This window comes from Thermoplasma sp. (assembly GCF_008709555.1).
Lineage (GTDB): Archaea > Thermoplasmatota > Thermoplasmata > Thermoplasmatales > Thermoplasmataceae > Thermoplasma.
In genome coordinates, this window is the sequence record NZ_VYIJ01000001.1 from 73,425 (window position 1) to 97,498 (window position 24,074).

At 47.9% G+C, this 24,074-nt stretch carries 25 protein-coding genes; 16 read left to right on the plus strand and 9 right to left on the minus strand.

Annotated elements, in window-relative coordinates; genetic code table 11:
* The first annotated feature begins 18 nt into the window (after window positions 1-18).
* Window positions 19-1,650 (plus strand): phenylalanine--tRNA ligase subunit beta, encoded by a 1,632-nt coding sequence (pheT, locus tag F6Q11_RS00380; RefSeq protein WP_297025728.1) that lies wholly within the window; start codon window positions 19-21, stop codon window positions 1,648-1,650.
* Here the strand turns inward: pheT and F6Q11_RS00385 are convergent.
* Window positions 1,635-2,153 carry a gamma carbonic anhydrase family protein gene (locus F6Q11_RS00385; protein ID WP_394349631.1) on the minus strand — a complete coding sequence of 173 codons (519 nt, stop codon included), beginning with the start codon at window positions 2,151-2,153 and terminating at the stop codon, window positions 1,635-1,637. The genes pheT and F6Q11_RS00385 overlap by 16 nt on opposite strands.
* A gap of 105 nt (window positions 2,154-2,258) precedes the next feature.
* On the opposite strand from F6Q11_RS00385, the gene F6Q11_RS00390 reads away from it, so the two are divergent.
* The 10 genes from F6Q11_RS00390 (at window position 2,259) to F6Q11_RS00435 (ending at window position 13,208) form a co-directional block, all read left to right on the plus strand.
* Window positions 2,259-3,002 carry a flagellin gene (locus F6Q11_RS00390; protein ID WP_297025730.1) on the plus strand — a complete coding sequence of 248 codons (744 nt, stop codon included), beginning with the start codon at window positions 2,259-2,261 and terminating at the stop codon, window positions 3,000-3,002.
* A gap of 65 nt (window positions 3,003-3,067) precedes the next feature.
* Window positions 3,068-3,505 (plus strand): flagella accessory protein C, encoded by a 438-nt coding sequence (locus tag F6Q11_RS00395; protein WP_297025731.1) that lies wholly within the window; start codon window positions 3,068-3,070, stop codon window positions 3,503-3,505.
* Window positions 3,502-4,164: a FlaD/FlaE family flagellar protein gene (locus F6Q11_RS00400; RefSeq protein ID WP_297025732.1), complete on the plus strand. Its 663-nt coding sequence runs from the start codon at window positions 3,502-3,504 to the stop codon at window positions 4,162-4,164. Before F6Q11_RS00395 ends, F6Q11_RS00400 begins: the two co-directional genes overlap by 4 nt.
* A gap of 151 nt (window positions 4,165-4,315) precedes the next feature.
* Window positions 4,316-4,567: a hypothetical protein gene (locus F6Q11_RS00405; protein WP_297025733.1), complete on the plus strand. Its 252-nt coding sequence runs from the start codon at window positions 4,316-4,318 to the stop codon at window positions 4,565-4,567.
* On the plus strand, window positions 4,567-5,010 hold the full coding sequence (locus tag F6Q11_RS00410) for a flagellar protein G (protein WP_297025734.1): 444 nt from the start codon (window positions 4,567-4,569) through the stop codon (window positions 5,008-5,010). Before F6Q11_RS00405 ends, F6Q11_RS00410 begins: the two co-directional genes overlap by 1 nt.
* Window positions 5,011-5,014: 4 nt before the next feature.
* Window positions 5,015-5,686: an ATPase domain-containing protein gene (locus F6Q11_RS00415; RefSeq protein WP_297025735.1), complete on the plus strand. Its 672-nt coding sequence runs from the start codon at window positions 5,015-5,017 to the stop codon at window positions 5,684-5,686.
* 5 nt (window positions 5,687-5,691) lie between these two features.
* Entirely contained in the window at window positions 5,692-7,299 is a 1,608-nt protein-coding gene (locus F6Q11_RS00420) for a type II/IV secretion system ATPase subunit (RefSeq protein ID WP_297025736.1), read from the plus strand.
* On the plus strand, window positions 7,289-8,944 hold the full coding sequence (flaJ, locus tag F6Q11_RS00425; RefSeq protein ID WP_297025737.1) for an archaellar assembly protein FlaJ: 1,656 nt from the start codon (window positions 7,289-7,291) through the stop codon (window positions 8,942-8,944). Before F6Q11_RS00420 ends, flaJ begins: the two co-directional genes overlap by 11 nt.
* 96 nt (window positions 8,945-9,040) lie before the next feature.
* The gene (locus F6Q11_RS00430; protein ID WP_297025738.1) at window positions 9,041-12,643 is read left to right on the plus strand and encodes a lipopolysaccharide assembly protein LapB; all 3,603 of its coding nucleotides are present in this window, start codon (window positions 9,041-9,043) and stop codon (window positions 12,641-12,643) included.
* On the plus strand, window positions 12,630-13,208 hold the full coding sequence (locus F6Q11_RS00435; RefSeq protein WP_297025739.1) for a site-2 protease family protein: 579 nt from the start codon (window positions 12,630-12,632) through the stop codon (window positions 13,206-13,208). The genes F6Q11_RS00430 and F6Q11_RS00435 overlap by 14 nt, the downstream gene beginning before the upstream one ends.
* Window positions 13,209-13,218: 10 nt before the next feature.
* Here the strand turns inward: F6Q11_RS00435 and F6Q11_RS00440 are convergent, their stop codons facing one another.
* The 3 genes from F6Q11_RS00440 to F6Q11_RS00450 are packed head-to-tail and all read right to left on the minus strand — an operon-like array spanning window position 13,219 to window position 14,722.
* Complete coding sequence (locus F6Q11_RS00440) at window positions 13,219-14,286, minus strand: glycosyltransferase family 2 protein (protein ID WP_297025740.1); 1,068 nt, start codon at window positions 14,284-14,286, stop codon at window positions 13,219-13,221.
* Window positions 14,283-14,549 carry an elongation factor 1-beta gene (locus tag F6Q11_RS00445; RefSeq protein WP_297025741.1) on the minus strand — a complete coding sequence of 89 codons (267 nt, stop codon included), beginning with the start codon at window positions 14,547-14,549 and terminating at the stop codon, window positions 14,283-14,285. Before F6Q11_RS00445 ends, F6Q11_RS00440 begins: the two co-directional genes overlap by 4 nt.
* 5 nt (window positions 14,550-14,554) lie before the next feature.
* Window positions 14,555-14,722 (minus strand): zinc finger domain-containing protein, encoded by a 168-nt coding sequence (locus F6Q11_RS00450; protein ID WP_297025742.1) that lies wholly within the window; start codon window positions 14,720-14,722, stop codon window positions 14,555-14,557.
* 184 nt (window positions 14,723-14,906) lie between these two features.
* On the opposite strand from F6Q11_RS00450, the gene glmM reads away from it, so the two are divergent.
* Window positions 14,907-16,250, plus strand: coding sequence for a phosphoglucosamine mutase (gene glmM / locus F6Q11_RS00455; protein WP_297025743.1), 1,344 nt, complete (start codon window positions 14,907-14,909; stop codon window positions 16,248-16,250).
* A 5-nt stretch (window positions 16,251-16,255) separates the two neighbouring features.
* On the opposite strand, the gene F6Q11_RS00460 is transcribed toward glmM, so the two are convergent.
* Both F6Q11_RS00460 and F6Q11_RS00465 read right to left on the minus strand, forming a co-directional pair.
* Window positions 16,256-16,861 carry a CDP-alcohol phosphatidyltransferase family protein gene (locus F6Q11_RS00460; RefSeq protein WP_297025744.1) on the minus strand — a complete coding sequence of 202 codons (606 nt, stop codon included), beginning with the start codon at window positions 16,859-16,861 and terminating at the stop codon, window positions 16,256-16,258.
* 105 nt (window positions 16,862-16,966) lie between these two features.
* Window positions 16,967-17,434 (minus strand): adenylate kinase family protein, encoded by a 468-nt coding sequence (locus F6Q11_RS00465; RefSeq protein WP_297025745.1) that lies wholly within the window; start codon window positions 17,432-17,434, stop codon window positions 16,967-16,969.
* Window positions 17,435-17,468: 34 nt separating this feature from the next.
* On the opposite strand from F6Q11_RS00465, the gene F6Q11_RS00470 reads away from it, so the two are divergent.
* From F6Q11_RS00470 to F6Q11_RS00485, 4 genes are all read left to right on the plus strand, one after another.
* Window positions 17,469-17,600 (plus strand): hypothetical protein, encoded by a 132-nt coding sequence (locus F6Q11_RS00470; RefSeq protein WP_297025746.1) that lies wholly within the window; start codon window positions 17,469-17,471, stop codon window positions 17,598-17,600.
* A gap of 276 nt (window positions 17,601-17,876) precedes the next feature.
* On the plus strand, window positions 17,877-19,142 hold the full coding sequence (hemL, locus tag F6Q11_RS00475) for a glutamate-1-semialdehyde 2,1-aminomutase (protein ID WP_297025747.1): 1,266 nt from the start codon (window positions 17,877-17,879) through the stop codon (window positions 19,140-19,142).
* Window positions 19,139-20,026, plus strand: coding sequence for a hydroxymethylbilane synthase (hemC, locus tag F6Q11_RS00480; protein ID WP_297025748.1), 888 nt, complete (start codon window positions 19,139-19,141; stop codon window positions 20,024-20,026). Before hemL ends, hemC begins: the two co-directional genes overlap by 4 nt.
* A complete protein-coding gene (locus F6Q11_RS00485; protein ID WP_297025749.1) occupies window positions 20,023-20,694 on the plus strand; it encodes a uroporphyrinogen-III synthase in 672 nt (223 codons plus the stop codon). The genes hemC and F6Q11_RS00485 overlap by 4 nt, the downstream gene beginning before the upstream one ends.
* A 2-nt stretch (window positions 20,695-20,696) precedes the next feature.
* Here the strand turns inward: F6Q11_RS00485 and pyrI are convergent, their stop codons facing one another.
* The 3 genes from pyrI to F6Q11_RS00500 are packed head-to-tail and all read right to left on the minus strand — an operon-like array spanning window position 20,697 to window position 23,971.
* Complete coding sequence (gene pyrI / locus F6Q11_RS00490) at window positions 20,697-21,152, minus strand: aspartate carbamoyltransferase regulatory subunit (protein WP_297025750.1); 456 nt, start codon at window positions 21,150-21,152, stop codon at window positions 20,697-20,699.
* Between the two features lies 1 nt (window position 21,153).
* Window positions 21,154-22,071, minus strand: coding sequence for an aspartate carbamoyltransferase (gene pyrB, locus F6Q11_RS00495; RefSeq protein ID WP_297025751.1), 918 nt, complete (start codon window positions 22,069-22,071; stop codon window positions 21,154-21,156).
* A gap of 55 nt (window positions 22,072-22,126) precedes the next feature.
* Entirely contained in the window at window positions 22,127-23,971 is a 1,845-nt protein-coding gene (locus tag F6Q11_RS00500; RefSeq protein ID WP_297025752.1) for a magnesium chelatase subunit D family protein, read from the minus strand.
* Between the last annotated feature and the right edge of the window lie 103 nt (window positions 23,972-24,074).

Genomic DNA, 24,074 nt, shown 5'->3' on the forward strand with positions numbered 1-24,074 from the left:
CTTGTCTAACGCACCTCGATGGTTGTAATCAGGGCCCCTGTCGATGATCTGGAGAATAGATTTGGCAGGGAGATCGTTGATCTTATATTTCGTTATGGTAGTGTGATAGGTTATTCCGTTGATCGGGATAAAGAGATAAAGATAGAGTTCAATCCAGACAGGCCGGATCTCTTTTCATTTCCCACTCTTGTGAAACAGGTAAAGATATTCTTCTACGGAGACGTAGAAATACGGAAACCGCAATCGGTTGACGAATCCATAAGAGTATCGGTTTCACGGGGTGTTAGGGGCATCCGACCATATTTGTCAACATTTACAGCGGAAGGATCGTCCATAGGGGATTATTTTGACGATCTCATCGGATATCAGGAGGTTCTCCATGCGTCGATCGGGAAGGACAGATCGAAGATGGCCATCGGCATCCATGATCTGGAGAAGACCGGAAACAGAATATATTACACCACTGTGCGCAGAAATAAGGGGATGCAGACCTATGATGGCATGGAGGGAACCGTTGAATACATAGTGAAGAACCACGAAAAGGGCTTTATATACGGTAAACTCCTGCCGAGTGATGAAAGATACGTGGCGATAACGGACGCTGAAGGAAACATACTATCCCTGCCTCCGATCGTCAACAGCCATAGATCAAGAATAGATCGGGAGACAAAGAAGTTCTTCATAGATATAACAGGTACCGATATCAATTCAGTCAAGTTTGCACACCATCTTCTTTCAAATTTCTTCTCGAGTCTGAAATACAGGATAAGGGTACCGATTATTGAGGGCATTCCCTCTTCTGAGATCGAGAGCATAAGGTCGTTTGACTTCCGGTTAATCAGGCCGAGACGGAGAAACGTGGAGAGATTCCTTGGACAGAAGATGGAGGATCAGGATATCATCGTGCACCTCAGGAGGATGGGATACGTTGCCGAACCTGGTTCTCCTGAGATAGCAGTTTACGTGCCAGGCTATCGTGTCGACGTCATGGGTGAGATGGACATCATAGAGGACATATTGAAGTCAATAGGAATAGAGAACGTATCGGAAAAAAGGATATCCATAGGAAGATTTGGCAAGCCATTCTACATGAACGAGGTCAAGAACCTCGTTAGGGATGTGATGATAGGCCTTGGTTTCCAGGAGGTGATGACCTTTGTATTGTCTCCCGCTTACTATATGGAAGGTTATACGGGGGGAACGAGGGTCCAGAACCCAAAGAGCGAGGATTACTCGGTGCTGAGGGATAAGATATACCCCGACCTCCTGGATCTACTGGCAAAGAACAAGAAAAATGGCCTTCCACAGAGGATATTCGAGATAGGCGAGAAGATGGTCGAAGGTAGGCAGAGGACCGCTCTGTCATGCGTCATAGCGGATACAAAATCAGAGTTCTCAACTGCGAAATCATACATGCAAGCATTCCTGATGAGGTTCACGAAGGAGAACGTCAACATAGTTCCGGAAGGCGTTTATGGTGCCATTGACGGAAGATCTGGTTCCATAAGGATCGGGGAAAATAAAATCGGCGTAATTGGTGAGATACATCCGGCCGTTCTGGAGAGGTTCTCATTGGTTGTTCCTGTATCCTTCTTCGAGATAGATCTGGACATGCTTCAGCATGTTGAAAAGGATCAGACCCGCCTGTAACGATCAAGCTTTCCGCTCATGTGCAGTTCCTTGAGCTTGAGATAATCCTCTGCGTTTGCCTTGATATACGCCATCTGATCCTTGTTAACCTTGACTACCTTTGCTGGAACGCCGAGAATCAGAGAATATTCCTCTGATTCAAAATTCTGCGTCACGACTGCGCCGGCCCCAACTATGGAACCAGTTTTAACGTGCGATCCATTCATCAGTATTGCACCCATGCCTATGAGTACGTAATCGTCAACGGTGCACCCATGCACAACGGCATTGTGCCCTATGGAGACGTTCTTTCCTATTTTAGTAGGAAATCCTGTATCGGTATGTATCGTAACGTTATCCTGCACGTTGGTGTTGTCGCCGATGGTTATGGAGTCCATATCCGCTCTGATTACCGTACCATCAAAAATTGAAACGTTATCGCCGATTTCCACGTCGCCTATTATGACAGCAGTTTCAGCGATGTAGACATTCTTTCCGATCTTCATGTCTGGATATTCGTTCATCATTTTTAGACTTCTGCAGTTCTGTTTTACCTACATAATAGTGTACGATAATCTCTGCAAAAAAGAAGTATATTTATACCTCTGATCGAATGGATGAGGTGCTAGATGAATAAGCTCTTAAGGAAAGTGCGAAAGGTGTTCAGCCTTAAGGCAGATAACAAGGCTGAAACTGGGATAGGCACACTGATCGTTTTTATAGCCATGGTTCTCGTGGCTGCAGTGGCTGCTACTGTCCTAATACACACCGCAGGAACTCTGCAACAGAAGGCAACGAGCACGGGCTCGCAGACGACGCAGCAGGTATCTACAGGCATTCAGGTTAACAGCATATTCGGGCTGGACTCGGACAAGGCTGTACCAACGCACGGAGTCATTGAATGGATGGCTATACAGATATCAGTTACCGCAGGTAGTTCATCGATAAACCTTGCGAACGTAACCATATCTCTTACATACCATGGAGTATCGGCTTCTCTGACATACGTTGGCTATGAGAATATAAGCGTTACATCGGCTAAGGACTTCGTGTACGGGTTCAACTCAGCAGTTGGCGGAACTAACAACGTGTTCAACACATCCTACTTCAGCACAATAAATGGAACGACCAATGGATCAAAACACTTTGCCATACTCGTACTCAGCGATCCTACCAACTCACTGACAGCTCAGTATCCAGTGATATCATACCAGGACCAGGTAGATCTACTAGTCAACGTCAGTGCAGTGTTTGGAGGAATATCTGAGGGCCAGGCGGTAGTCGGTCAGGTACAGGCTCCAGTTGGATCTCCAGGTGTGATACAGTTTACTGCGCCAGAATCCTTCGTTTCGGATGTGATACAGCTTCAATAAATATAAGTTGAAGCTGTATTATATTTTTAGTGACAGCTATGGGTCTCTTGGACAATGTAAAGAAAATGGTTAAAAAGGAGGCCACAGAAACCCCTCAGCAGACCAGTGATGACCAGAAGCAGGTACAGTCCATACACGTGACCAATGGAATAGATCCGAAGGTCATAGACGCGATGAATGAGAGGATGACCAAGATCGAGAATGATCTGGGAAGGATCACAGGAGAGATGGAAGGCCAAAAGAAAACTCTCAACGATATAAAGAACGAACTTGAAGGAATAAAGGAGAATGTGAAGATGGTCGTCTCACTCTACGAACTGGTTTCACGCGATTTCAACCCCTTCATGGACAAGACGCCGGAGGAGATACGGGGAATCACGGATACTCTGGCGGATCAGGTTAACAACGTGAAGCAGTTGGTGGAAGCCGCAATAAAGGATCTAAGAGAGCTGTATGGCGTACCTGACATAGACCAGTTCATACAGATGGAGGAGAAAAAATGATCAACGACTCATTGAAACCGTACCTGGAGGAAAAGCTGGAGGGCGCCAGGAAATCTGTGCCTGGTTTCGCGCTTGAAGAACTGAAGCAGAAGATAATATCTTCACCTATCCAGTTCGGAAAAAATGACATAGACGACCTGGTCTCAAACCTGCTCAAGCGATACGAACAGACCAAGGAGAACTCGCTGATAGGAAAGATCGACTCGATCTTCAAGGAGATATCGGACATAGAGAAAGTGATGTCATCAAAGCAGCCGGAGACTGCGCAGCCGCAGGCTCCAGCTGAGAAACCAAAGAGAAAGGCGAAGCTGGAGGTCATCGGAGATGATGTGGTATCGATAATGGTATCATTGAGATGGCTTGAGTTCCTGCTGGACAACTATGGTCCTGAGAACACGCTTGACGTATTGGACTACTACGAGAGTCTTGGCTGGATATCGGCAACAGTGAAGGAGCAGATGATGAAGTATGCAAAGATGACCGGAGTCATGAACCCGGCACAGGAGTACAAGATAAAGCCATCGATACAGGACCACATCATAAACATGCTGTTCATAGAGAAGCTGAGAGGCGAGGAGATCAACAGGGATCTCATAGAGGCGCTCGAAAGGGAGTTCAGAACAATAAGAAAGGGAGTTGACGAGCTGTATGGGATTTAGCTATACAGTGGCGGCGGTAATAATGCTCTCGTCTACTCTAATTTTTTTTGGAATAGTTTACACTTCATATGTTCAATCCAATGAGAATATAGCGAATGCAAACCAGAAGCTTATCAAAAATATATATGATCTGGAAAATACGCATGTTTCCGTGATCAGTTATTATTACAATTCAAGTTCATCATTATTCATCGTGAATCTGACTAACAACGGAAGCCAGGTGTTCAATATGAGTCTAGCCAACGTCTTGGTTAATGGGACGCTTGTAAAATTCAATGCATCCAGCGAGTTTCTATTCCCACTTCAAACTGTTTCCGTGAAATTCAAAGAACCAGCTGGGACATATTCGCTGGAGATAGTCATGCCTGACGGCTTCGAGATATTCAGGCAGGTGGTGTCCTGATGGCTTCAACTGCAGTATCAGAGCTGGTATTCTTCATAGTGACCCTTCTCATAACGGCATCTGCGGTGGCAGTGCTATCTGATCAGACGTTCCATCTCGTGGATGGGATGCAGACTTCATCGCAGAAAACATCGGATATGATACAGGAGAACTTCGCGATCATAAACGATCCTACACAAATACCTTATAATGGTGGTTACGTATTTTATATAAAGAATACGGGAAGCGTTTCATTCGCATTCACAAATACATCCGTCTCGGTGCTGATCGATGGAAACATGGTAACGGGTTCATACGTTCAGTTTGAAACGCCCGGCGGTACTGGTGTGCTCTATCCAGGGCAGGTCGGCGAAATAGTGGTCAATGAGACGTTGAGTGGATACAACAGCATCACCGTTTCCCTCTCCAGCGGCGTCTCCCACCAGCTGGAATTTGAGGTGTAATGCTATGTTCTTCAGCTTCAAGATCGATGGAGATGAGCTTGACAAGAGGATGGGGGGTGGCGTATACGTTGGCCAGCTCTTCACCATATTCGGCGACAACAGCGAAGGCAAGACTCTTCTTTCGCTCAGGCTCGCCTATGGATTCCTGAAGAACGGGATATCCGTATCATACGTTTCATCTCAGATGCCGGTACGTGAGTTCGTATCGTTTTCGGAAGCCCTGGGTTACCCAGTGCTGAACTCAGTGATATCGGGCTCCATGCTTTATATAACACCCGTATTCATACTCAGGCGGACGAGGAAGGCAAACCTTGATGAACTGATCAGCAACGATCGCATAAAGGAGAAGAGCGTTCTCATAATAGACTCGCTTAATCCCGGCATGTTCAGGGACTTCGAGATCAACTCCTACATGGAGAGGCTCAGGAAGTTTTCCGAGAATAGAGTTGTCATAATCACGGCCAACCAGGCAAGCATGGATGATGCAACTGTGCTTCGGATGAACCAGCTGTCCACGACCATAGTAACGCTGCATTCAAAGGAGCTTGGAGGCATAAAGAGACATTTCATAGATCTGGTAAAGTATCCCATGGTTGTAAGATCGATCCAGCAGAGCATTCCGTTCAGGGTTGAGCCCGGGCGTGGCCTGATAGTTGAGATCTCAAGCGTATCGTGATGATCATGGAGAAGGGAGTTGTTTCAGACAGCTATGAGGTTGCGATATCGAGGAATCCTCACCTCGCGGAGTATCTGTCCAGATACAGGAACGAGACGGGAAGAAGTCCATCCTTCCTGGTGAACATAGACAGCTCCCTTAAGAGCCTCGCCCATGTTGATGTTATATATCCAGTTGGGGACCCGATCTTCATACATATCTATGAGAAGGGGAAGGAGAGGCGATACAAGCCCATAGAGCCACTACTGAAAGGCGAGGAATTCGATTACATGGATGCCATCCTCGATATAATAATGACCAGGGCCTCTGAATATCCACCAGCCGAGAACGAGGAAGAGCAGGAGAAGAACATAGAGGATGTGTATAGGAAGACCGTGTCGATCGGTTCCAACAAGATAAGGAGGAGCAGTGTAACGCTTGAAAAAACCCTGTATGATAAGATGCTCTATAACGTCAAGAAGGAGATAATAGGGCTTGGTCCTCTTGAGCCGCTGATAAGGGATTCTCACATAGAGGATATCAGTGGAATAGGTCCTGAGGATGTCTACATAGTGCACAAGATATTCGGGTCGATGCCAACTGACATAACATTTGGCAGCATGGAGAGGCTGATGAGATTCAGCAAGAGGCTGTCAGAACGTGTTGGTAGACCGGTCAGCGACAAGAGGCCAATCGTAGATGCAACGCTGCCGGATGGATCCAGGCTCTCTATAGTATACAGCACGGACATATCGCAGAGAGGCCCGAGCTTCACAATTAGGAAGTTCTCCGAGATTCCGTTAAGCATACTCAACCTAATCAAATACAATACAATGTCCTATGAGGAGGCCGCATATCTATGGCTCGCACTGGAATACGGCCAGAGCGTATTTGTCTGCGGTGAAACAGCGAGCGGAAAGACAACGGTAGTCAACGCTATAATTCCATTTATAAGGCCTGAATCTAAGATATTCAGTGCTGAGGATACCCCTGAGATCAGGGCTCCGCAGAAGGCTTGGCAGCAGCTTGTTACGAGGGAGAGCGGCGCGGAGGAGAGCCGAGTAACACTGTACGATCTCCTTAGAACGGCTCTGAGATCCAGGCCTAATTACATAATTGTGGGAGAAATAAGGGGCGCAGAGGGCGCAATGGCCTTTCAGGCTATGCAGACAGGCCATCCGGTTATATCGACCTTTCACGCCTCATCGGTAAAGAAGATGATCCAGAGATTCACAGGAAATCCGATCAACATACCAGTGACGTTCATGGACAACCTGAATATCGTTTTGATACAGCAGGCTGTTTACGTTGGTGGAAAATTCCTAAGGAGGACAACCAGCATAAATGAGATAGAGGGATACTATGAGGATCTTGGTGGTGTGGCTACTAGAGCAGTATTCGAATGGGATCCATCAACGGATAGGCATATGTTCAGAGGAATGAACAACTCATACATACTGGAAGAGAAGATAGCGAAAACAGCTGGTCTCGTGGATACAAGCCTCATATATAATGAGCTCTTCAGAAGAGCAAGGATACTGAAGGATCTGGCCGATCAGAAGATCTTCGATTACTACCAGGTCTATGAAAAGATTAAGGAATTCTACGAAGGGGCGTTCGCAAATGGATACTAAGGTTAAGAGAGGATTCTGGATAGGCATAAACTATTCGAAGACCGATCTATCCATCATAGCCGGATCTGCGGTAATGTCAGTAATGTTCTATCTGGTCTACGACGTAACAAAGAAGACGGTAATACTGCTTCTATTCGCGATGCTTGCTCTGGGATCTGCATTCTTCTTTCTGAAGCCGATCATAGACAGGGACAACAAGAAGAACGACATAAACTCGAACATTCCATTCTTCATCACAGCGTTTTCCTCTTTGGCAACGAGTGATGCCAACATAATCGATCTCCTCGATATACTGTCAAAGAAGGAGAAGTTGGGATACCTGCGCAAGGAGCTTGAAAAGATACTGAACCTTGTAAGGAACTGGGGCATGGGACTTGCAGAGGCCATGACATTCGTGGCTAAGAGAACGCCGAGCGATATATTCTCCGATTTCCTTACAAGATTCGGACATGCCATAGACAGTGGTCAGGATATACAGGAATTCGCACGAACTGAGGTATTCAGCACTATGAACAGTTTTGAAACGGCATATACATCTGCACTCTACAGCTTCGATCTGTACAGGGACATATACGTATCGCTGCTGCTATCGTTCGCATTTCTTATCACGTTCATAATGATTATGCCCATCCTCATACCCATAAACATAACGGTTGTACTGAGCCTGAGCCTCCTAATGGTGGCGCTCGGCGAATTTATGTTAGTGTACGGGATAAGCATTGTGTTGCCGAAGGACCCGCTGTGGCACAAGACTGGCATAAAGACGGATACGGACATAAAGATGAGGAACCTGTTCTTGATATCGGTCACAGCTTCCATGCTGATCTTTATTGTTTTGGATGTTACAAAGCTGATCTACAGGATACCTTTCTATTTCACTTTCGCCATAATAGTAAGCCCGGTGGCCTATCCTAGCTACGTTGGATCGAAGATGGAGCGCGAGGTGCAGAAGAAAGACGAGATGTACGGCAGCTTTATAAGATCTCTTTCAGGATCTGCATCTGCGAGAGGAAACCTTTTGATCGATGCGCTGAAGGCCATAGTGATGCACGACTTCGGGATACTTTCAAAGGATATTGACAAGCTTTACAAGAGGCTACTATACAGGATAAACTCCCTGAAGGCATGGAAGATGTTCTCGGCGGACACCGGTTCACACCTCATAGAAATATACTCTGAGACATACGCAGAGAGTATAGATTTGGGAGCGGATGCCCTCAAAAGTGGAATGGTCGTATCTGAGAATTTCGAGAAGATCGTCGGTCTGAGAAAGAGAAAGCATTCGTCCGTTACAAGTTTCGTTGGTATAATGTATGGTATAACGGCTGGACTGGCCTTTTCGCTTGCCATCTCCTTTGGCATACTTAAGATAATAGATGGCATATTCTCCGGCTTTAACCTGTCATCGCTTGGTGTCACCGGCATATTCCTCGCTCCACCGTCCTCATCGGTGTACCTGATCGAGGTATTTCTAATGATCATCCTTTTCGTTCATTCGTTTATTGGCGGAGTTTCACTTAAGGTCTCTGATGGTGGGCGGATACTCCACGGTCTGCATCACACTGTCCTGATGATATGGATAGTTTCGTTCGTGGTATACGGAACACTGCAGATAACAACGATTCTTCTGTCCTCAACAGTCTGATCGATGATAGGACATGGGAATTAAACTTCCAAATTTTTGCAGAATTGCGGGGCGATCAATACAATTTTTTATATATATTGAACTATTCTTGAAAAGATGGCGGATCCCAAACTGACAAAGGCTCTCGTGATGAAGATGAATGCGATCATCACGGAGAAGGATCCAGAAAAGAAGAAGATAAGGATCGCTGAACTGATAGAGGATCTCAAGGCAGCGGATCTTACACAGGTAGATAGAAACGACGTTGATCCATTCATCTCCGTGCTTGTCAGGAACATATCTGACAGCACACAGATCCAGGAGATAATACCATACCTTGAGATGATATCTCCAGGAAACAAGAGCATAGCCGAATCCAAAGTGCTTGAGAATTATAGCGCCGGCAATTACCTGGACGTCATACGCCTTGTGACGTCGGATCAGTACTTCTGCGATGTTGAGAACATCGTGAATCTCGTCATATCAAGCGCGGATCATCTTGAAAAGTATGACAGCGTCGCATTATTTCTTTCCAAATGCGGCAGATACGACGACAGGATAGCTGCTAAATACGCAGAACGTGATAGGAATGACTCGACGACGGATGATATAATCGATAACTACGAGAAGCATGATGACTGCAGGGCGATAATCAGCTTTCTCAGGAACGTGCTCGCATACGAATACTCGGAGAAATACCTGGTCAAGATTATTGAATGCGGTAAACGCGTCGAGGATAATGAATCCATAATATACGCCGTTGATCTTGCCGAACCTGACAGGATTGAAGATGCTGGGGCTTCCCTTGTTCTGGCCAGTACAGCCCTCGATCTTGGGAAATACGAAAAGGCCAGGCAGATCGCCGATAGGGGCCTGAAACTGGATCCTGGAAATTACGACCTGAAGCTTGTGATGGCTAGATCGCTGTACGGGATTGGCAGGATAAACGAGAGCCTTGATTTCTACAGGGATGTTTGCAGTTCACAGCCTGAGAACAGACAGGCGGTTTATGAGATGATGGATATCCTGTACAACCACGGACGAACCAAGGAATATGCGGAAACTCTCACAAAGGTTAACAGGGAGAACTTCAGGCCAGAAGATTATATAAGGATATCCAGTCTGGTGAAGGAATCTGGAGACGTTTCCGGATCGGTTAATCTGCTCAAGGAGGCTGTATCAAAGTTTCCAGATAATGCCGATATAATGAAGGCATACGCTGCAACTATGAGTGATATAGGGAACATGGGCGAAGCCTTTCAGGCCTACAGGCATCTTATAAGCATAAGACCAGAAGACGATTCTGTCGATTTCGTGATGAGATACCTCTTCGACCGCCGCAGCTACGAGGATATACTGGAGATCTACGAATCGCTGCAGAAAGAGGCACTGAAAGAAAAATACATCGGCCTTGCTGCAGCATCGTACATCTACATGGGCTATATGGACGATGCCGTGAAAATGAGCAAGGAACACAGGGAAATACTGGACGATCCATATTTCGTGGACTCCATACTCTTCTCCGTTAGGGACAAGGATCAGGTTGAAATGCTCATTTCAGCCGGACTGGAGAACACCTATTCAAGCGTGTCCCTTGACCGGCTGCTTGGAAAGGAGATCAGGGGCGTTGACTACATCCTGGAGTATGCATCAAAGTCATGCTCCAGGTCCATGGCGTTCATTGCGGCAGAATCCGTATTCAGAAAGATGCACACTGTGCCCGATAAGATAAAGACGGCTCTATCCACAAAGTGCCTGGAAGAGGTCTACGACATAATGGTGTCCATGCAGGGCATATACACCAAGGAAAACATCAAGGTCTTCGAGGATCACCCTAGGTACTTGTATCCTGCCATAGATACATTCATAACCGCCGGTCTTTACGATGATGCATACAGGATGATCAACAGGTATGAGGGGACAAAGGACGATCCATTTCTTGACTATGAATATGCCAGGCTCATGTATGTTATGAATAGGTCAAAGGACGCGATCAAGCTGGTACGAAGGGCCAAGGAGGCGTTTCCAAACGTTGATTTTTACCTTCTCTCAATAACGATCGATGAGGATTCCGTTGTTGACGACATTTCGGCCATACTCGATCTTGACAGGAACGCCGTACCATACAGGATAATACGCGAGAAATACCTCGACAACCATAACATAATGTCGGGAATAATATCGCTGCTCCACCAGAAGAATTTGCAGGATCATGAGGTCATGCGGCTGGAGAGGGATTATCTCTTCCGCACTGGAAAGAAGGAGGAAGCCATCAATGTGTCTGCTTCCCTGATAAAGGAATCCAAGGACGATGAGGATCTGCGCGCGCATTTCTCCATACTGAGAAGTATAAACGAGGACTCGGCCGCAGATTTTTTGCTGCATCACATGGATAAATTCGGAAGCATGGATGACCTCAGAGAGGCAGCCCACTCGCTCTACAGGAGAAGGAATTTTGAAGATGCCATAGCCGTCTACCGTGTGATGATAAGCAGGGGTGCAAATCCGGTTCAGTTTCCAGAGTACATAGACTGCCTGATAGAGGCCGGAAACTATGCAGAGGCCGATGATATTATCTCAAGGTTGCCATCGGTGATGCCGGTCACGATAAAATTCTATATCAGAATGGGAAAGACGGACAGGGTAGTAGAATATCTGAATTCGAAGGGCGAAAAATCGCCGGATGATATAAAATATATAGCAAGGGTCGGTTGGTCCTACGATGACATCAGGGAGGCCTTCCTTAAATACTATGAGGAATCTGGCGACCTCGTTGCCGGGAAGGTAATAATGGAGAAATTCAAAAATGAGGGGAGATACCAGGATGCCCTCAGGATAGCGTCATACCTCTACGAGAATTACGGAGACGCTGATGCCGGCATATCCTACGTGGATCTCTTGAGGATAACTGGCGACAGCGAGAGGGCGCTTCAGGTGGCGGAGGATCTCGCATCGCACTGCAGCGGGAATGCATGTGTGGAGGTGTACCGCAGGATATACGGCATACTCTACGATATGAAGAGATATGGCGATATTTTAAAGATGTTCAGGAAGAGGAAGGATGCTGATTCCAGCATCATACCATTCGTCGTGAGATCCTACCTCGCCGAGGACGATGTTGATCAGGCTGAGGAAACACTGTCGCAGTACAGCCTGCCGGAGAGCGTGAAGAATTCTCTCATGCAGGCAATAAACGAGAAGCGCTATCTTGACAGACTCTCGAAATACACGTCCCGTATACTCACCATTGAGTTCAAGCAGGGAAGAAAGTTATCACTGGGTGAGATGATCTCCAGGGCAGATGTCCCAGATGACTTTACCAATGATATCAAAGCCTTCTTTGATGACGATAAATATCTGGGTTCGCCTAATACTGAATATCTCGAAAGGATATCGTCCAGCGTGATAAGGAGGATAGCGGAGAAGGAGAAGATACATTCCTCAGATGAAATATACATCCATACCATATTCGGTCACCTTGATCCAAGGGATCCTGTGATGGCCAAGAACCTCTACGTATACATCAGAATGGCCATAAGAGGAGAACATGCTGAAACCGAAGAGATCAGGGAGATGGCCGAGAAAGCGATGGCAGACAAAGTCGAGGAGAACGAGATCGAGATAATAAGAAAATACGGCGTTGGCATAAAAACTGCGGCGGCCGTTGTTAGAATGATGAAGCATATGAAGGAGAGAGGATACCAGAATGTACAGACATGATATTTCGAATGAGGAGAAGGACATAGCGGTATCGGTGATCGCGCTTACTGCAGCTTTTGCTATAGCAAATAGGTTCGCCTCGCCATACGGCCCGTTTTTCATACTAGCAGTCTCGTTTCTTGTGGCAGTGACGGCTTTTCTCATGCACGAGCTCTCCCACAGATACGTGGCCAGATCCTATGGGGGCATAGCGTACTTCAAGATGTGGCCGGCCGGCCTGTTTCTTGCCCTCGTAACGTCCATATTCGGGTTCATATTCGCGGCTCCTGGAGCGGTGAATATAGGTGGCATATACCGGAAGGATCAGATTGGAAAGACGGCCCTGGCCGGGCCAGCCATGAACATATTCCTTGGCATACTGTTCTACGGCATAGCGTTCTTCACGCTGATCCCCGTTGCCGCAGCCATATTCAGGTATGTGGCTGAGATGAACTTCTGGTTTGGGTTCTTCAACCTGCTGCCCATACCTCCGCTTGACGGCTACAAAGTCTTCACATGGGATCTATACGTTTACATAGTATCCATAGCAATAGCCCTGGTATTCGTTGTTCTCTTCGTTTTCTGATTTCACCGGATCATTTTTCCGCAAATTTTTGAAGCTCGTAGGTATTCCCACGCCATGTTATGTGTTTCATCCCATGCGCAGTCAGCAGATTGGCCATGTATATGAATGGTATGGCCATAAATATGACGGCGAAGGACGGTCTCTTTATTACCGCACGATCGTACATCCTGTAGATGCCGATCACCTTCGGAGTCAGAAGGTAAAGGAATACCGGATTCAGCGTGGCCAGCACTATTGCCGAGATGAACAGGAGTATGTCCAGAGAATAAAATACCACACCGTAGCGGAAGACCTTCGGCGATGCGCTTATGGATAGTGCCGTCTGCCTGTTTGACCATTCCCAGAACTGAGGCCAGCTCTCGGGGCTGTACACAACCGGCCTGGACTCCCTAACATAGGCGATCCTCAGCCCCTTTGATTTGCATATTGCCGTGAGTGCAGAGTCGTCAGAAACGCTCTCTGAGAAGAATGGCATGGACGAATCAAGGAGGTTACGCCTGAATGCCAGCGATCCGCCCCAGCCAAATCTCGTGATCCTTGACTCCATGAGGGACTGGCCAACGGTGCCCCAGACCGCCTTCACGCTTGACGCCAAGCCGCCCACCGGATGGAAATAAGGGAAGGTTGTGGAGATGCCAACATGATCATCAGAAAGCAGGCATACTAGGTGTCTGAGCCAGTCACGTTTCACCCTGATGTCGGAGTCCGCTATCACATAGACATCGTAATCTGGATGCGCCTTCAATGCGGTGGATATTGCTCTGACCTTTCCGCTGCAGGTGCTGCATTCGTAGTTTGACAGCATATATGGAACTCCGACCTTCTTTATATACTGCAGAGAAGGGTCTGAATCTGAATCAACAACCGTAACGTAGTCTGCCTGAATATCCTGATCTATTATGGATCTCAGGTTTTCCTCAAAACCATAATCTAAACCTCTGCATGGTATTATGACGAGAATCCTGTAGGATACTGATCCATTGCACGCTTCATCTCGATCCTTGTGGATACCGATGTAGGAAAAACCAAATGCTATTAGTGTCAGAAGAGATATGAAAATGAAAAGAATCAGATTCATATTAGAGAAACATTTTCAGTGCTTATCTCGCCAACCCCGTCTATTGCCGATATCTTATTCTCAACGCTGTCGATCTCACCTTCCCTGTCCTGCACGATTATCTCCAGCTTTACGTATTTCAGGCCGAAGCCGATGTCCACCTCTTCCATCCTGTTTATGGTGCAGAGGCCAGCTATGCTCTTCTTTACCTGATCCTCGAGAGCCGAGATATCAACATCCGTATCCTTGGGGAGGATCTTGAGCGAAACGAGGACGTCTCCCATCTAGATCACGGCCCCTGAAAACCGCAGTTTTCACAGACATATGGCGTGGAATGCTCTCTGCAAGTTTTGCACCTTCCTATTACCTCATTTCCACAGTTCGGGCACAGGAATACCGAATAACCTTCATCTATGAGTCCAACACCGCATGATGTACAGGTTTCCTTATATACCATACTCGCAGATATCATTCTCCTATATTAGGTTACGGCATCTCTCATCCTTGACACGGATAGGGAATGCTGTATCCAAGGCTGTTTCTAGCGAGTGTATGAGCTCGGAACAGAACACATCAACCGATACAATGGAACAGCGTATCAGCGCCCAATCATTTTATAGGGGATGGCGTTATTCTTGATCATGGCTGATCAGAGGCTCTTCGGCACCAATGGAATAAGGGGAATACCAAACGAAGATCTCACGCCTGATTTTGCGTTGCGTGTGGGCAAGAGCATAGGAATGTTCGTTTCAGGTGAAGTGGCCGTGGGAAGGGATACAAGGATCAGCGGTGACATGATAATGTCATCGGTTAATGCAGGCCTCATGGCGACCGGACATGACATAATTGACCTTGGTATACTGCCCACCCCCGCCCTTCAGTATTACTGCAAGACCCATGGTATATATGGCGTCATGATAACCGCGTCCCACAATCCGCCCCAGTATAACGGCATCAAGGTAATAGACAGGGATGGCACTGAGATAGAAAGGCCATCTGAGGAGAAGATAGAGGGCATATACGGCGGCAATTCTTTCAACATGGTCAAATGGGAAGGGGTGGGACGATTGCGCCATGTGGATGACGCCATCGATCAGTATATAAATGCCGTCTTGTCCAGGGTTGACGTTAAGAGGATAAGGGAGAGGAAATTCAGGATACTTGCGGATACCGGCAACGGCGCTGCCTATTTCTCGACCCCAAGACTTCTTGAAAAACTGGGCTGTACTGTTGTTACGCTGAATGCAAATCCGGACGGCAGATTCACCTCCAGGAACGCCGAGCCGAAACCGGAGAACCTCAGAGATTTGATGTCTCTGATGGCTGATGGAAACTTCGACCTGGGAATAGCGCATGATGGCGATGCCGACAGAGTGGTGTTCATCGATGAAAGGGGGGAGTTCATAGATGGAGACAGGAGTCTGGCCCTCCTGGTAAAGAACGTCGCGTCTGCGGGGGACATAGTGGTGACGCCCGTCAGTTCATCTGACGCCATATCTGACGTGTGTGCATCCGTGGGCGCAACACTCATAAGGACAAAGGTCGGTGCGCCAATAGTTGCGAGGACGATGATACAGAACGGGGCGGTCATAGGCGGAGAGGAGAATGGAGGTGTCATATACGGAAAGCATCAGTACTGCAGAGACGGAGCGATGACTCTATCGTTGATGCTCGATCTCATGGCGAGGAGCAACAGGAAGATATCGGAGCTCGTGCGCGAACTTCCACAGTACTTCCTGGACAAGCGGCAGGTCGAAAGGACGGTTGACTGGACCCTGCTGGAGAGAGAACTGCGCAGGGGCGAAAAGGTCGACACAACCGACGGCATCAAGATCATGAAGGAGGACGGTTGGATACTTATAAGGCCGTCCGGTACAGAGAGGATACTCAGAATATACGCGGAATCGACAGATATGGCGGCGGCAAGGCACTACGCCGATCAGTATGTGTCCAAAATAAAGGACCTCCAGGAGAAACTGGGATGAAGATCTCAGTTTCCGGAGAGCCTCCTATATATTATGAAGAACCGCTGTATCACTGTGGCTGTACCGAATACACCGAATATTATTAACATAAGATTTGTGGGTGTCAGGTTCATCTGCGGTATATGGTAGAAGGTTGCAACAAATATCTGAATTATTACGAAGATAATCATTATGACGAGCCTGTCAGCACGGCCCATTATGCCCGCGTACAGACGGTTCAGTCCCAGGGCCTGTGCCTGCGTTCCCAAATAGCTGGTCATCAGTACCCCGATGAGGGCGAAGAGACCCAGATAGACATTGCCATATCTGCTAAAGGCAAAGCCCAGTATGAGGAAGACGTCTGCGAAGCGGTCGAAGCTGTGGTCTATGAAATCCCCGAGCTTGGAAGAAACGCCCTTGATCCTGGCCAGTTTGCCATCAACGGCGTCAAACAGCGCGGATAGTATAACCATTACAAGCGTGATGGCAGGATAACCAAAAAAATAGACCAGTCCTCCTATACCGGCTAAAATGAGAGAGAGGAGCGACACTGTGTTCGGGTTCCACCCAATGAAGGCCTTCGAAATCGGCGTCAGGATTGCGTCAACCTTGTTTCTGTAAGAGTCCAGCATTTCCGCACAGCTTATCCATGAACATGGACTTCAATATATTATTTCCGTGAAGAGAATACACGATAATATTGACATTTCAAATTGATTCGGCCTTTTATCATGAAATTAGACCTTATCTTGGATTATTCCGAGGATCTTTGATATGGTTGCTTGCAGATCCGTATTCCTGATCCGGAATATCCTTGTGGCAGGCAGCCTATCAAGGCTCTCCGAGTATATGATATCCGATCTCTGCGCATCTAAGTTCTCCTGGATCTTCTCAGGAGGGTAGGCGCGTTCAGCCATCCTTTTCCTGAGTACTGCTTCATCAGCTTCCAGTATTACGACGATATCGCATGGCAGGAGATGTGAGTAATGCGCAGCCACGATGCCTGAGAAACCATCTCTCAACAAACCGTCTGAGAGGCAGTCCACATCAACCTCATCGCCTGAAAGGCATCCGTATCTGGCTGCAAGGGTATTTCCCTCTACGCACAGGTATCCCATATTTCCGATGATGCTGCATACCGTACTCTTTCCCGTACCTGGGATGCCGCTTATGCAGATTAGCCTCTTCCTAACTGTTTCCTTCATCTTGCATAGTCACCGTTTGCGGAGAAATTATGCCATGCCGTGCAGTGAGCTGCTCCTCGCTGAAGCTTCGGATCTTCCTGCTTCATCCACCAAACTCGATCCAAATACGACCGGATCACAGTTTCCCTTCATCGGAAACTCTATTTCGATCCACGTCTGGAACTAGGTTTAGCGAGGTTGCGTTATCCACAGGCGTTAATTCTGGCTGCACCAGCACTACCTAGGTATCACACCGCTTGGTTATCGTGGAGGATACACACTTTAAAAATATTTCCATTGGAGGAATAGCGTGTATCTCATCGCTGAGGCTGTTGAGACCTACAGCCTTCTCAGAACACCTAACCTTCCTTTAAATATATTATCGCCAACCGATGTAATGATCCCTAGGGTATGGATACATTGCAATACAAATGAGTTAAATCGATAATTGCGATGATCGGCCATGGGTTCAAAAGATCTCTTTCAGGCAGGTTCGTCTCTTTTCCCGATGGGTGTGAATTCCCCCGTCAGATACTTCAGGGATTATCCGTTCTATGTTGATCATGCAAGGGGATCGAGGATATACGATGTTGACGGAAATGAATACATAGACTACTGCCTGGCCTATGGTCCGTCCATCCTTGGGCATGCCGATCCGGATGTCGTGCATGCGGTCATTGATCAGGCAGAGAAGGGTCTGATCTACGGTGCACCGTCGGAGTCTGAGATAAGGCTAGGAGACCTCATAAGGAGGTCATCCAGAAACATAGAGATGATGAGATTCGCAAACTCCGGAACCGAGGCAACCATGCATGCTATAAGGCTTGCCAGAGCCTACACAGGAAGAAATATAATAGTGAAGATGGAAGGGGGGTTCCACGGCGCTCACGATTACGCACTCATAAAATCTGGAAGTGGCACGTTGACCTTCGGTTCCCCGTCTTCACCGGGTGTACCGGAGGAAGTCGCCAGAACTGTTGTGGTGGGAAGATACAACGATGAAGAGAACATAAAGAGCATATTCAACCAGTACGGAAACAGGATCGCTGCGGTCATAACGGAACCGATAATGGGCAATGTAGGCGTTATACTTCCAGATCCAGGTTTCATTGAATTCCTGCGCGAGATAACAGAGAGAAACGGGTCTCTTCTGATCTTTGACGAGGTCATAACGGGATATCGCTTTGCCTTCTCACCGTATCAGGATATTATTGGGATCAGACCGGATCTGACCACCATGGGGAAGATAATAGGCGGAGGCATGCCCATAGGGCTTTTCGGCGGATCATCGGATATAATGAAGAGAGTGTCACCTTCAGGCGACGTCTATCAGAGCGGGACATTCTCAGGAAACCCGGTCACGATGGCTGCCGGCTATGCCGCGCTCAAGAAGCTCCAGGGCATGGACTATTCATCGATCATAAACAGAACGAAGAAGCTGATGGAAGGCATAGACGAGGTGCTGACCAAACACAGGATAAGGCATGTAATTAACGGATATGGTACCATGTTCCAGTTCTTCTTTGCTAACAGCGCAGCGAACTACGATGAGGTGATGAAGGCTGACAGGGATCTCTACTTCAGGATATTCAAGGCCCTGATGGGTCATGGCGTGTACATCCCGCCGTCCCAGTTCGAAACAAACTTCGTGAGCTTCTCGCATTCTGATGATGATATAGAGAAGACCATAGAGGCGCTGGATGCATCTGTTGGAGAGGTCATGGGATGAGGACGATAAGGCTGGGTACCAGGCCGAGCAGGCTGGCCGTACGGCAGGCTGAGATGGTGGCTTCTGCGATCAGAACCGCCGGATACGATGTGGAGATAGTCAGATATACCTCAGAGGGTGATTCTGATCTGAAATCACCACTGTATTCCATAGGAAAGACCGGCGTGTTTGTGGACAGGCTCAATGCCATTATACTGTCCGACGAGATTGACGCTGCAGTCCACAGCGCGAAGGATATACCATATGAGATCGATGAGAGGCTCAGTATATCAGCCGTGATGCCGCGCGGCAGATATGAGGACGCCATGGTATCTGACAGACCGATCCAGGACCTACCAGCCGGTTCGGTTATAGGCACATCCAGTTTAAGGCGAAGGTATCAGATCCTATACCAGAGGAGCGATTTGCGCGTCGTCAACTTACGCGGAAACATAGACACGAGGATCGAGAAGATGAGGACAGAGGGCATGGCCGGCATGGTCATGGCGCTTGCGGCCATAGAGAGGCTTGATCTCAAGGTCAAGTACTGGCCAATGGATCCAGAGAGGTTCGTTCCGGCCCCAAACCAGGGCATCATAGCCGTGGTCTCAAAACGTGGATCCGATGTTTCGGAGATACTTTCAGGCATCAGCGATAAGGCAACATTTATGGATATGATGGCCGAGCGGCTGATAACACAACGTCTCAGGCTCGGATGCTCGACTCCAGTTGGCATTCTGAGCAGGCATACAGAGAATGGAATGCGCATTCTAGCACAGTTCTTCTCCATGGACGGTTCCGATATGATGATGTTTGATCAGCACGTGGACGGCCTGGATGATATAGATGATGTGGTCTCGTATATAAAGGGCAATATTCCAGAGGAGTATGGGTACAATATATGAGAAAGTATGTTTTATCCACAAGGCCTGAGGAAAAGGCAAATACTGTGGACGGCGGCTGTTTCAGCGTTCTCAACGTACCGGTCACTCGGCTGGAGCCGATCGATATTGACTACGACAGCGTCATTGGTCAAGATGTGGAATGTTTGGCGTTTACCAGCTCCTATGGGGCAAGGCTTTTCTTCGAAAGGGCTTCGAGGAAAAATTTCGGATATCTCGGTATAGGAAGATCCACATGCGAAGAGATCAGAAAGAACGGATATGATTGTGAATATCCAGAGAGGATGGATTCGGAGGGGCTGGCAGATCTGATCCTGTCTCGGTGCCGCAACGTGAAGGTGGCGCTGATAAGGAGTGAAAACGCCAATGAGATAGTAAATGAAAGGATCCGCGGACGTATCGATTTCATAGATATCAGAAACTACCGGGTCGTGCCAACAGGCATCGACATCGCAGCATATCTCATGGACGAAGGATGCCTGGGCATCATAGTCACTTCCTCGATGGAGGCGAGGATCTCCATCCCCGCCATAAGGGCTTCAGGCAGGCCGGTTTTCTCAATAGGAAGCGTTACGAGCAAAACCCTGGAGGAGGCGGGAATACATCCCACCATCTCCGGCAATTCAGATTTCGAGGATCTTGTTGAAAAAATAAGGAGATATATCTGCTGATCTCAGCTGAAGATGTCCTTCTCACCCATCGTTCTCTCACAGTACACGCACCTGATCACGAGGGGATGTTTCGAGACGATCTCGAACTCAGACTCAACAGGTTCATGCGTGTTTGTTATGCAGTTCTGGTTCCTGCACTTCAGCACACCGATGAGCCTTGAGGGCAGTTCTACCTGGAATTTCTCGCTTATCTCATAGTTTTTGATTATGCTTATGGTGGCGTTCGGTGCTATCAGTGATATCATGTCCAGTTCGTTTCTGTCAAGGAATCTGTTCTCTATCTTTATTACGTCCTTGAAGCCCATCTTGCTGCTGGGGACATGTATCGCAAGGCTGACCGTGTAATTGACATCCTCGTGCACACCTAGAATACCTATGACTCGTATCCCCTTACCTGACGGTACGTGATCTATAACCGTTCCATCCCTTATCTTTGATATCCTCAATGTCTTTTCCATTTCAATCACCCAGTATGCGGTATATGAGGGCCATCCTTACGGGTACGCCGTAATATGCCTGTTTGAAGTACCTTGCCTGCGGGAGCTCGTCCACCTCCGGCCTGATCTCATCGACTCTTGGAAGTGGGTGCATTATTATGGCATCTTTCTTCATCTTTGACACGAGATCCCCGTCAACAGAGTAAGAACCTATTACGCTTTGGTACTCGTTCTGATCGGTGAACCTCTCTTTCTGTATCCTTGTGACGTACAGTACGTCGGTGTCGGCTATGACGCTCGAGAGATCATCGTACTCCTTTATCCTGCTCCTGTCGCCGATCTTCGTGTAAACGTACTCCGGGAGCCTTAGGATCTGCGGGCTCACGAGATTTATCTTGACATCGTATTTTGAGAGCGCTATGATCAGCGAGTGTATGGTTCTTCCATAGCGGAGATCGCCGACCATCGTGACGACCTTTCCGTCAATGGATCCGGTCTCCTTTCTCATCGTGTAAAGATCGAGAATGGTCTGGGTAGGGTGCTGACCGGATCCGTCGCCTGCATTTATCACAGGCCTGTTGGCAAACTTGGATGCCAGCCTTGCAGCCCCTTCCAGCGGGTGCCTTATCACTATTATGTCAGAGTATGATGAAGCCATCCTTATGGTATCAGCCAGCGTCTCTCCCTTTGCCACTGAGCTCGTCTTCACATCCGAGACCGTTATGACTGACCCTCCAAGCCGGTGCATTGCGCTCTCGAACGATAACCTCGTCCTCGTACTGGGTTCATAGAAAAGCGTGGCCATTATCTTGTTTCTGAGAAGATCGGTGCTTCCCCCCTTCTCGATCGTCCTTAACATTGAATCCGAGAGATCGAAGAGATCGTTGAGATCATCGCTGTCCACATCTTCGATTGAAACAACGCTTCTGTTCTTCAACATCCACTGGACATAAACGGCGAGTTAAAAATGTTATCTCGAGATACCATCATCCATTTCAGAATCTCCTGTAACCAGAGTAAAGGCCAATCCTGCCCTGTCCATCCATCTCTATGAGGCGTCCTCCGGAATACCTGCATATTTCCTCATTGTACGATGGCATGAATTTCTCGCTGCCCATTGTGGATGAGATCAGGAACAGATCGCTTCTAGTACCCAGTTTCGTTGACCACTCCTTGATATCACGTGATACATCGCTGCCCAGCGGTACATTTGCACGGCCATCGGTGATCATTATGGATACTGTCCTCTGCCTATACCTGCCGGAGATATCGTACATCATCTTCAGTGCAGCCGGTATGGGTGTCTTGCCTTGCGGAACTGTTCTGGATATCTCCCTCTCTATGAGTTCCAGGTTTCTGGTCGGTTCAACCATGAGGTGGCTCTCATTCCCATAGAAGGTTATATACGAGAGTTTAACGCGCATTCTGTAGGCCGATTGCAGGAACGATCTGGCTATACCCCTTGCCAGTGCTATCCTGTGCATGGTCTCCATGGACCTGCTGGCGTCAACCGCAAGTATAACGGGTATCGATGCCCTTGATCTGGACGCCACAAAGGCAAGATCATCGTACCTCATCCTCCTATGCCCGTTCATTATCATACGGATAAGGCTGGATCTATAATCGAAGTGTTCTCCAGGCCTGTTATGATCGATGACCCTGAACATGTCTGATGAACCCGTTCTCCCGCTCCTGTTGGAGTCCTCTTCGAATGCAGCCGAGACCTCAGCGCTCCTCTCCTCACTGTCGCCGCGTTCCGACCTCACATCTTTCCTGCCGCTGGATTCCTGGCCCTCCTCGTATCCGCTGTTCGGCCCGGCCTCTATGGAGCTCGTTGACAGATCCCTTGACTCCCTTTCTATCGTGCCCTTTATCATGGCACTGTCCTTCACCCGGTGCTTCAGTACGAGGTTTAGGGCCTCCTTTACATCGTCCAGGATCACGTAGTCTCTCCCGTTGTATGCTGCTATTGCCTTGGAAGCCTTGACTGCAGTGATCATTGCCCTGTTTCCAGCCTGCAGCTTAAGAACAACATCTGCGATGAAACGCTTGAGTTCACCATCGATGTTCACGCGCTTCAGGATCGATCTTGCCCTGATTATCCTCTCCCTTATCTCATTCTGGATACCCTCGTATTTCCTTCGGAAAGCCAGGGGGTCCCTGTCGAATTCCTCAACCCTGTTGGATATCTCTATGAGTTCATCTGGATCGGACGGTTGCGTTGCTGTGACGGACAGGCCGAAACGATCCTTCAGCTGAGGCCTCAGATCACCCTCTTCTGGGTTCATTGTTCCAATCAATATGAACCTGGCAGGATGAGTCACGCTTATACCCTCCCTCTCCACAACGTTTATACCAGAGGCAGCTGAATCGAGAATTGAATCAACAACCGAATCATCAAGGAGATTTACCTCATCTATGTATATTATTCCCCGGTTTGCCTCTGCCAGCAGCCCAGGCTGCAGCGCACGGAGGCCCTCATCTATGGCCCTCTTCAGATCGAGGCTTCCTACCACCCTGTCCAGCGTTGCTGTCACGGGCATGTTCACGAAGGGTATCTTCCTCCTCTCCGATACGATTGAACCCTCCCTGTACTTCTTCAGGCATTCATCGCACATGGATCCAGGATCATGCGGATCGCACTTGAAGGGACAGTCCTTGATCACATCTATGTCGGGGAGCAGGTCCGTTAGAGCTCTCGCTATGGTGGATTTTGCCACCCCCTTAGGCCCCATTATGAGGACTCCACCTATACGCTGATCGATTGCGTTCAAAATAAGCGCCATCTTAAGATCGTCCTCATCAACAACCGCACTGAAAGGGAACAGAATCTTCTCCATCAGACACCCCAGATCAATATTGCAGCGCTAAGGTTCTATCCTGGTATACCCCATGCGCTGTTCAATCCTATCCAGATATGGTATATCTAAATTGCTGTTTCAT

What these genes read in the sequence shown, in the direction of transcription:
- pheT (WP_297025728.1), top strand. Translation starts at nt 19, where the DNA reads ATGGTTGTAATCAGGGCCCCTGTCGATGATCTGGAGAATAGATTTGGC.
- F6Q11_RS00385 (WP_394349631.1), bottom strand. Translation starts at nt 2,153, where the DNA reads ATGAACGAATATCCAGACATGAAGATCGGAAAGAATGTCTACATCGCT.
- F6Q11_RS00390 (WP_297025730.1), top strand. Translation starts at nt 2,259, where the DNA reads ATGAATAAGCTCTTAAGGAAAGTGCGAAAGGTGTTCAGCCTTAAGGCA.
- F6Q11_RS00395 (WP_297025731.1), top strand. Translation starts at nt 3,068, where the DNA reads ATGGTTAAAAAGGAGGCCACAGAAACCCCTCAGCAGACCAGTGATGAC.
- F6Q11_RS00400 (WP_297025732.1), top strand. Translation starts at nt 3,502, where the DNA reads ATGATCAACGACTCATTGAAACCGTACCTGGAGGAAAAGCTGGAGGGC.
- F6Q11_RS00410 (WP_297025734.1), top strand. Translation starts at nt 4,567, where the DNA reads ATGGCTTCAACTGCAGTATCAGAGCTGGTATTCTTCATAGTGACCCTT.
- F6Q11_RS00415 (WP_297025735.1), top strand. Translation starts at nt 5,015, where the DNA reads ATGTTCTTCAGCTTCAAGATCGATGGAGATGAGCTTGACAAGAGGATG.
- F6Q11_RS00420 (WP_297025736.1), top strand. Translation starts at nt 5,692, where the DNA reads ATGGAGAAGGGAGTTGTTTCAGACAGCTATGAGGTTGCGATATCGAGG.
- flaJ (WP_297025737.1), top strand. Translation starts at nt 7,289, where the DNA reads ATGGATACTAAGGTTAAGAGAGGATTCTGGATAGGCATAAACTATTCG.
- F6Q11_RS00430 (WP_297025738.1), top strand. Translation starts at nt 9,041, where the DNA reads ATGGCGGATCCCAAACTGACAAAGGCTCTCGTGATGAAGATGAATGCG.
- F6Q11_RS00435 (WP_297025739.1), top strand. Translation starts at nt 12,630, where the DNA reads ATGTACAGACATGATATTTCGAATGAGGAGAAGGACATAGCGGTATCG.
- F6Q11_RS00440 (WP_297025740.1), bottom strand. Translation starts at nt 14,286, where the DNA reads ATGAATCTGATTCTTTTCATTTTCATATCTCTTCTGACACTAATAGCA.
- F6Q11_RS00445 (WP_297025741.1), bottom strand. Translation starts at nt 14,549, where the DNA reads ATGGGAGACGTCCTCGTTTCGCTCAAGATCCTCCCCAAGGATACGGAT.
- F6Q11_RS00450 (WP_297025742.1), bottom strand. Translation starts at nt 14,722, where the DNA reads ATGGTATATAAGGAAACCTGTACATCATGCGGTGTTGGACTCATAGAT.
- glmM (WP_297025743.1), top strand. Translation starts at nt 14,907, where the DNA reads ATGGCTGATCAGAGGCTCTTCGGCACCAATGGAATAAGGGGAATACCA.
- F6Q11_RS00460 (WP_297025744.1), bottom strand. Translation starts at nt 16,861, where the DNA reads ATGCTGGACTCTTACAGAAACAAGGTTGACGCAATCCTGACGCCGATT.
- F6Q11_RS00465 (WP_297025745.1), bottom strand. Translation starts at nt 17,434, where the DNA reads ATGAAGGAAACAGTTAGGAAGAGGCTAATCTGCATAAGCGGCATCCCA.
- F6Q11_RS00470 (WP_297025746.1), top strand. Translation starts at nt 17,469, where the DNA reads ATGCCGTGCAGTGAGCTGCTCCTCGCTGAAGCTTCGGATCTTCCTGCT.
- hemL (WP_297025747.1), top strand. Translation starts at nt 17,877, where the DNA reads ATGGGTTCAAAAGATCTCTTTCAGGCAGGTTCGTCTCTTTTCCCGATG.
- hemC (WP_297025748.1), top strand. Translation starts at nt 19,139, where the DNA reads ATGAGGACGATAAGGCTGGGTACCAGGCCGAGCAGGCTGGCCGTACGG.
- F6Q11_RS00485 (WP_297025749.1), top strand. Translation starts at nt 20,023, where the DNA reads ATGAGAAAGTATGTTTTATCCACAAGGCCTGAGGAAAAGGCAAATACT.
- pyrI (WP_297025750.1), bottom strand. Translation starts at nt 21,152, where the DNA reads ATGGAAAAGACATTGAGGATATCAAAGATAAGGGATGGAACGGTTATA.
- pyrB (WP_297025751.1), bottom strand. Translation starts at nt 22,071, where the DNA reads ATGTTGAAGAACAGAAGCGTTGTTTCAATCGAAGATGTGGACAGCGAT.
- F6Q11_RS00500 (WP_297025752.1), bottom strand. Translation starts at nt 23,971, where the DNA reads ATGGAGAAGATTCTGTTCCCTTTCAGTGCGGTTGTTGATGAGGACGAT.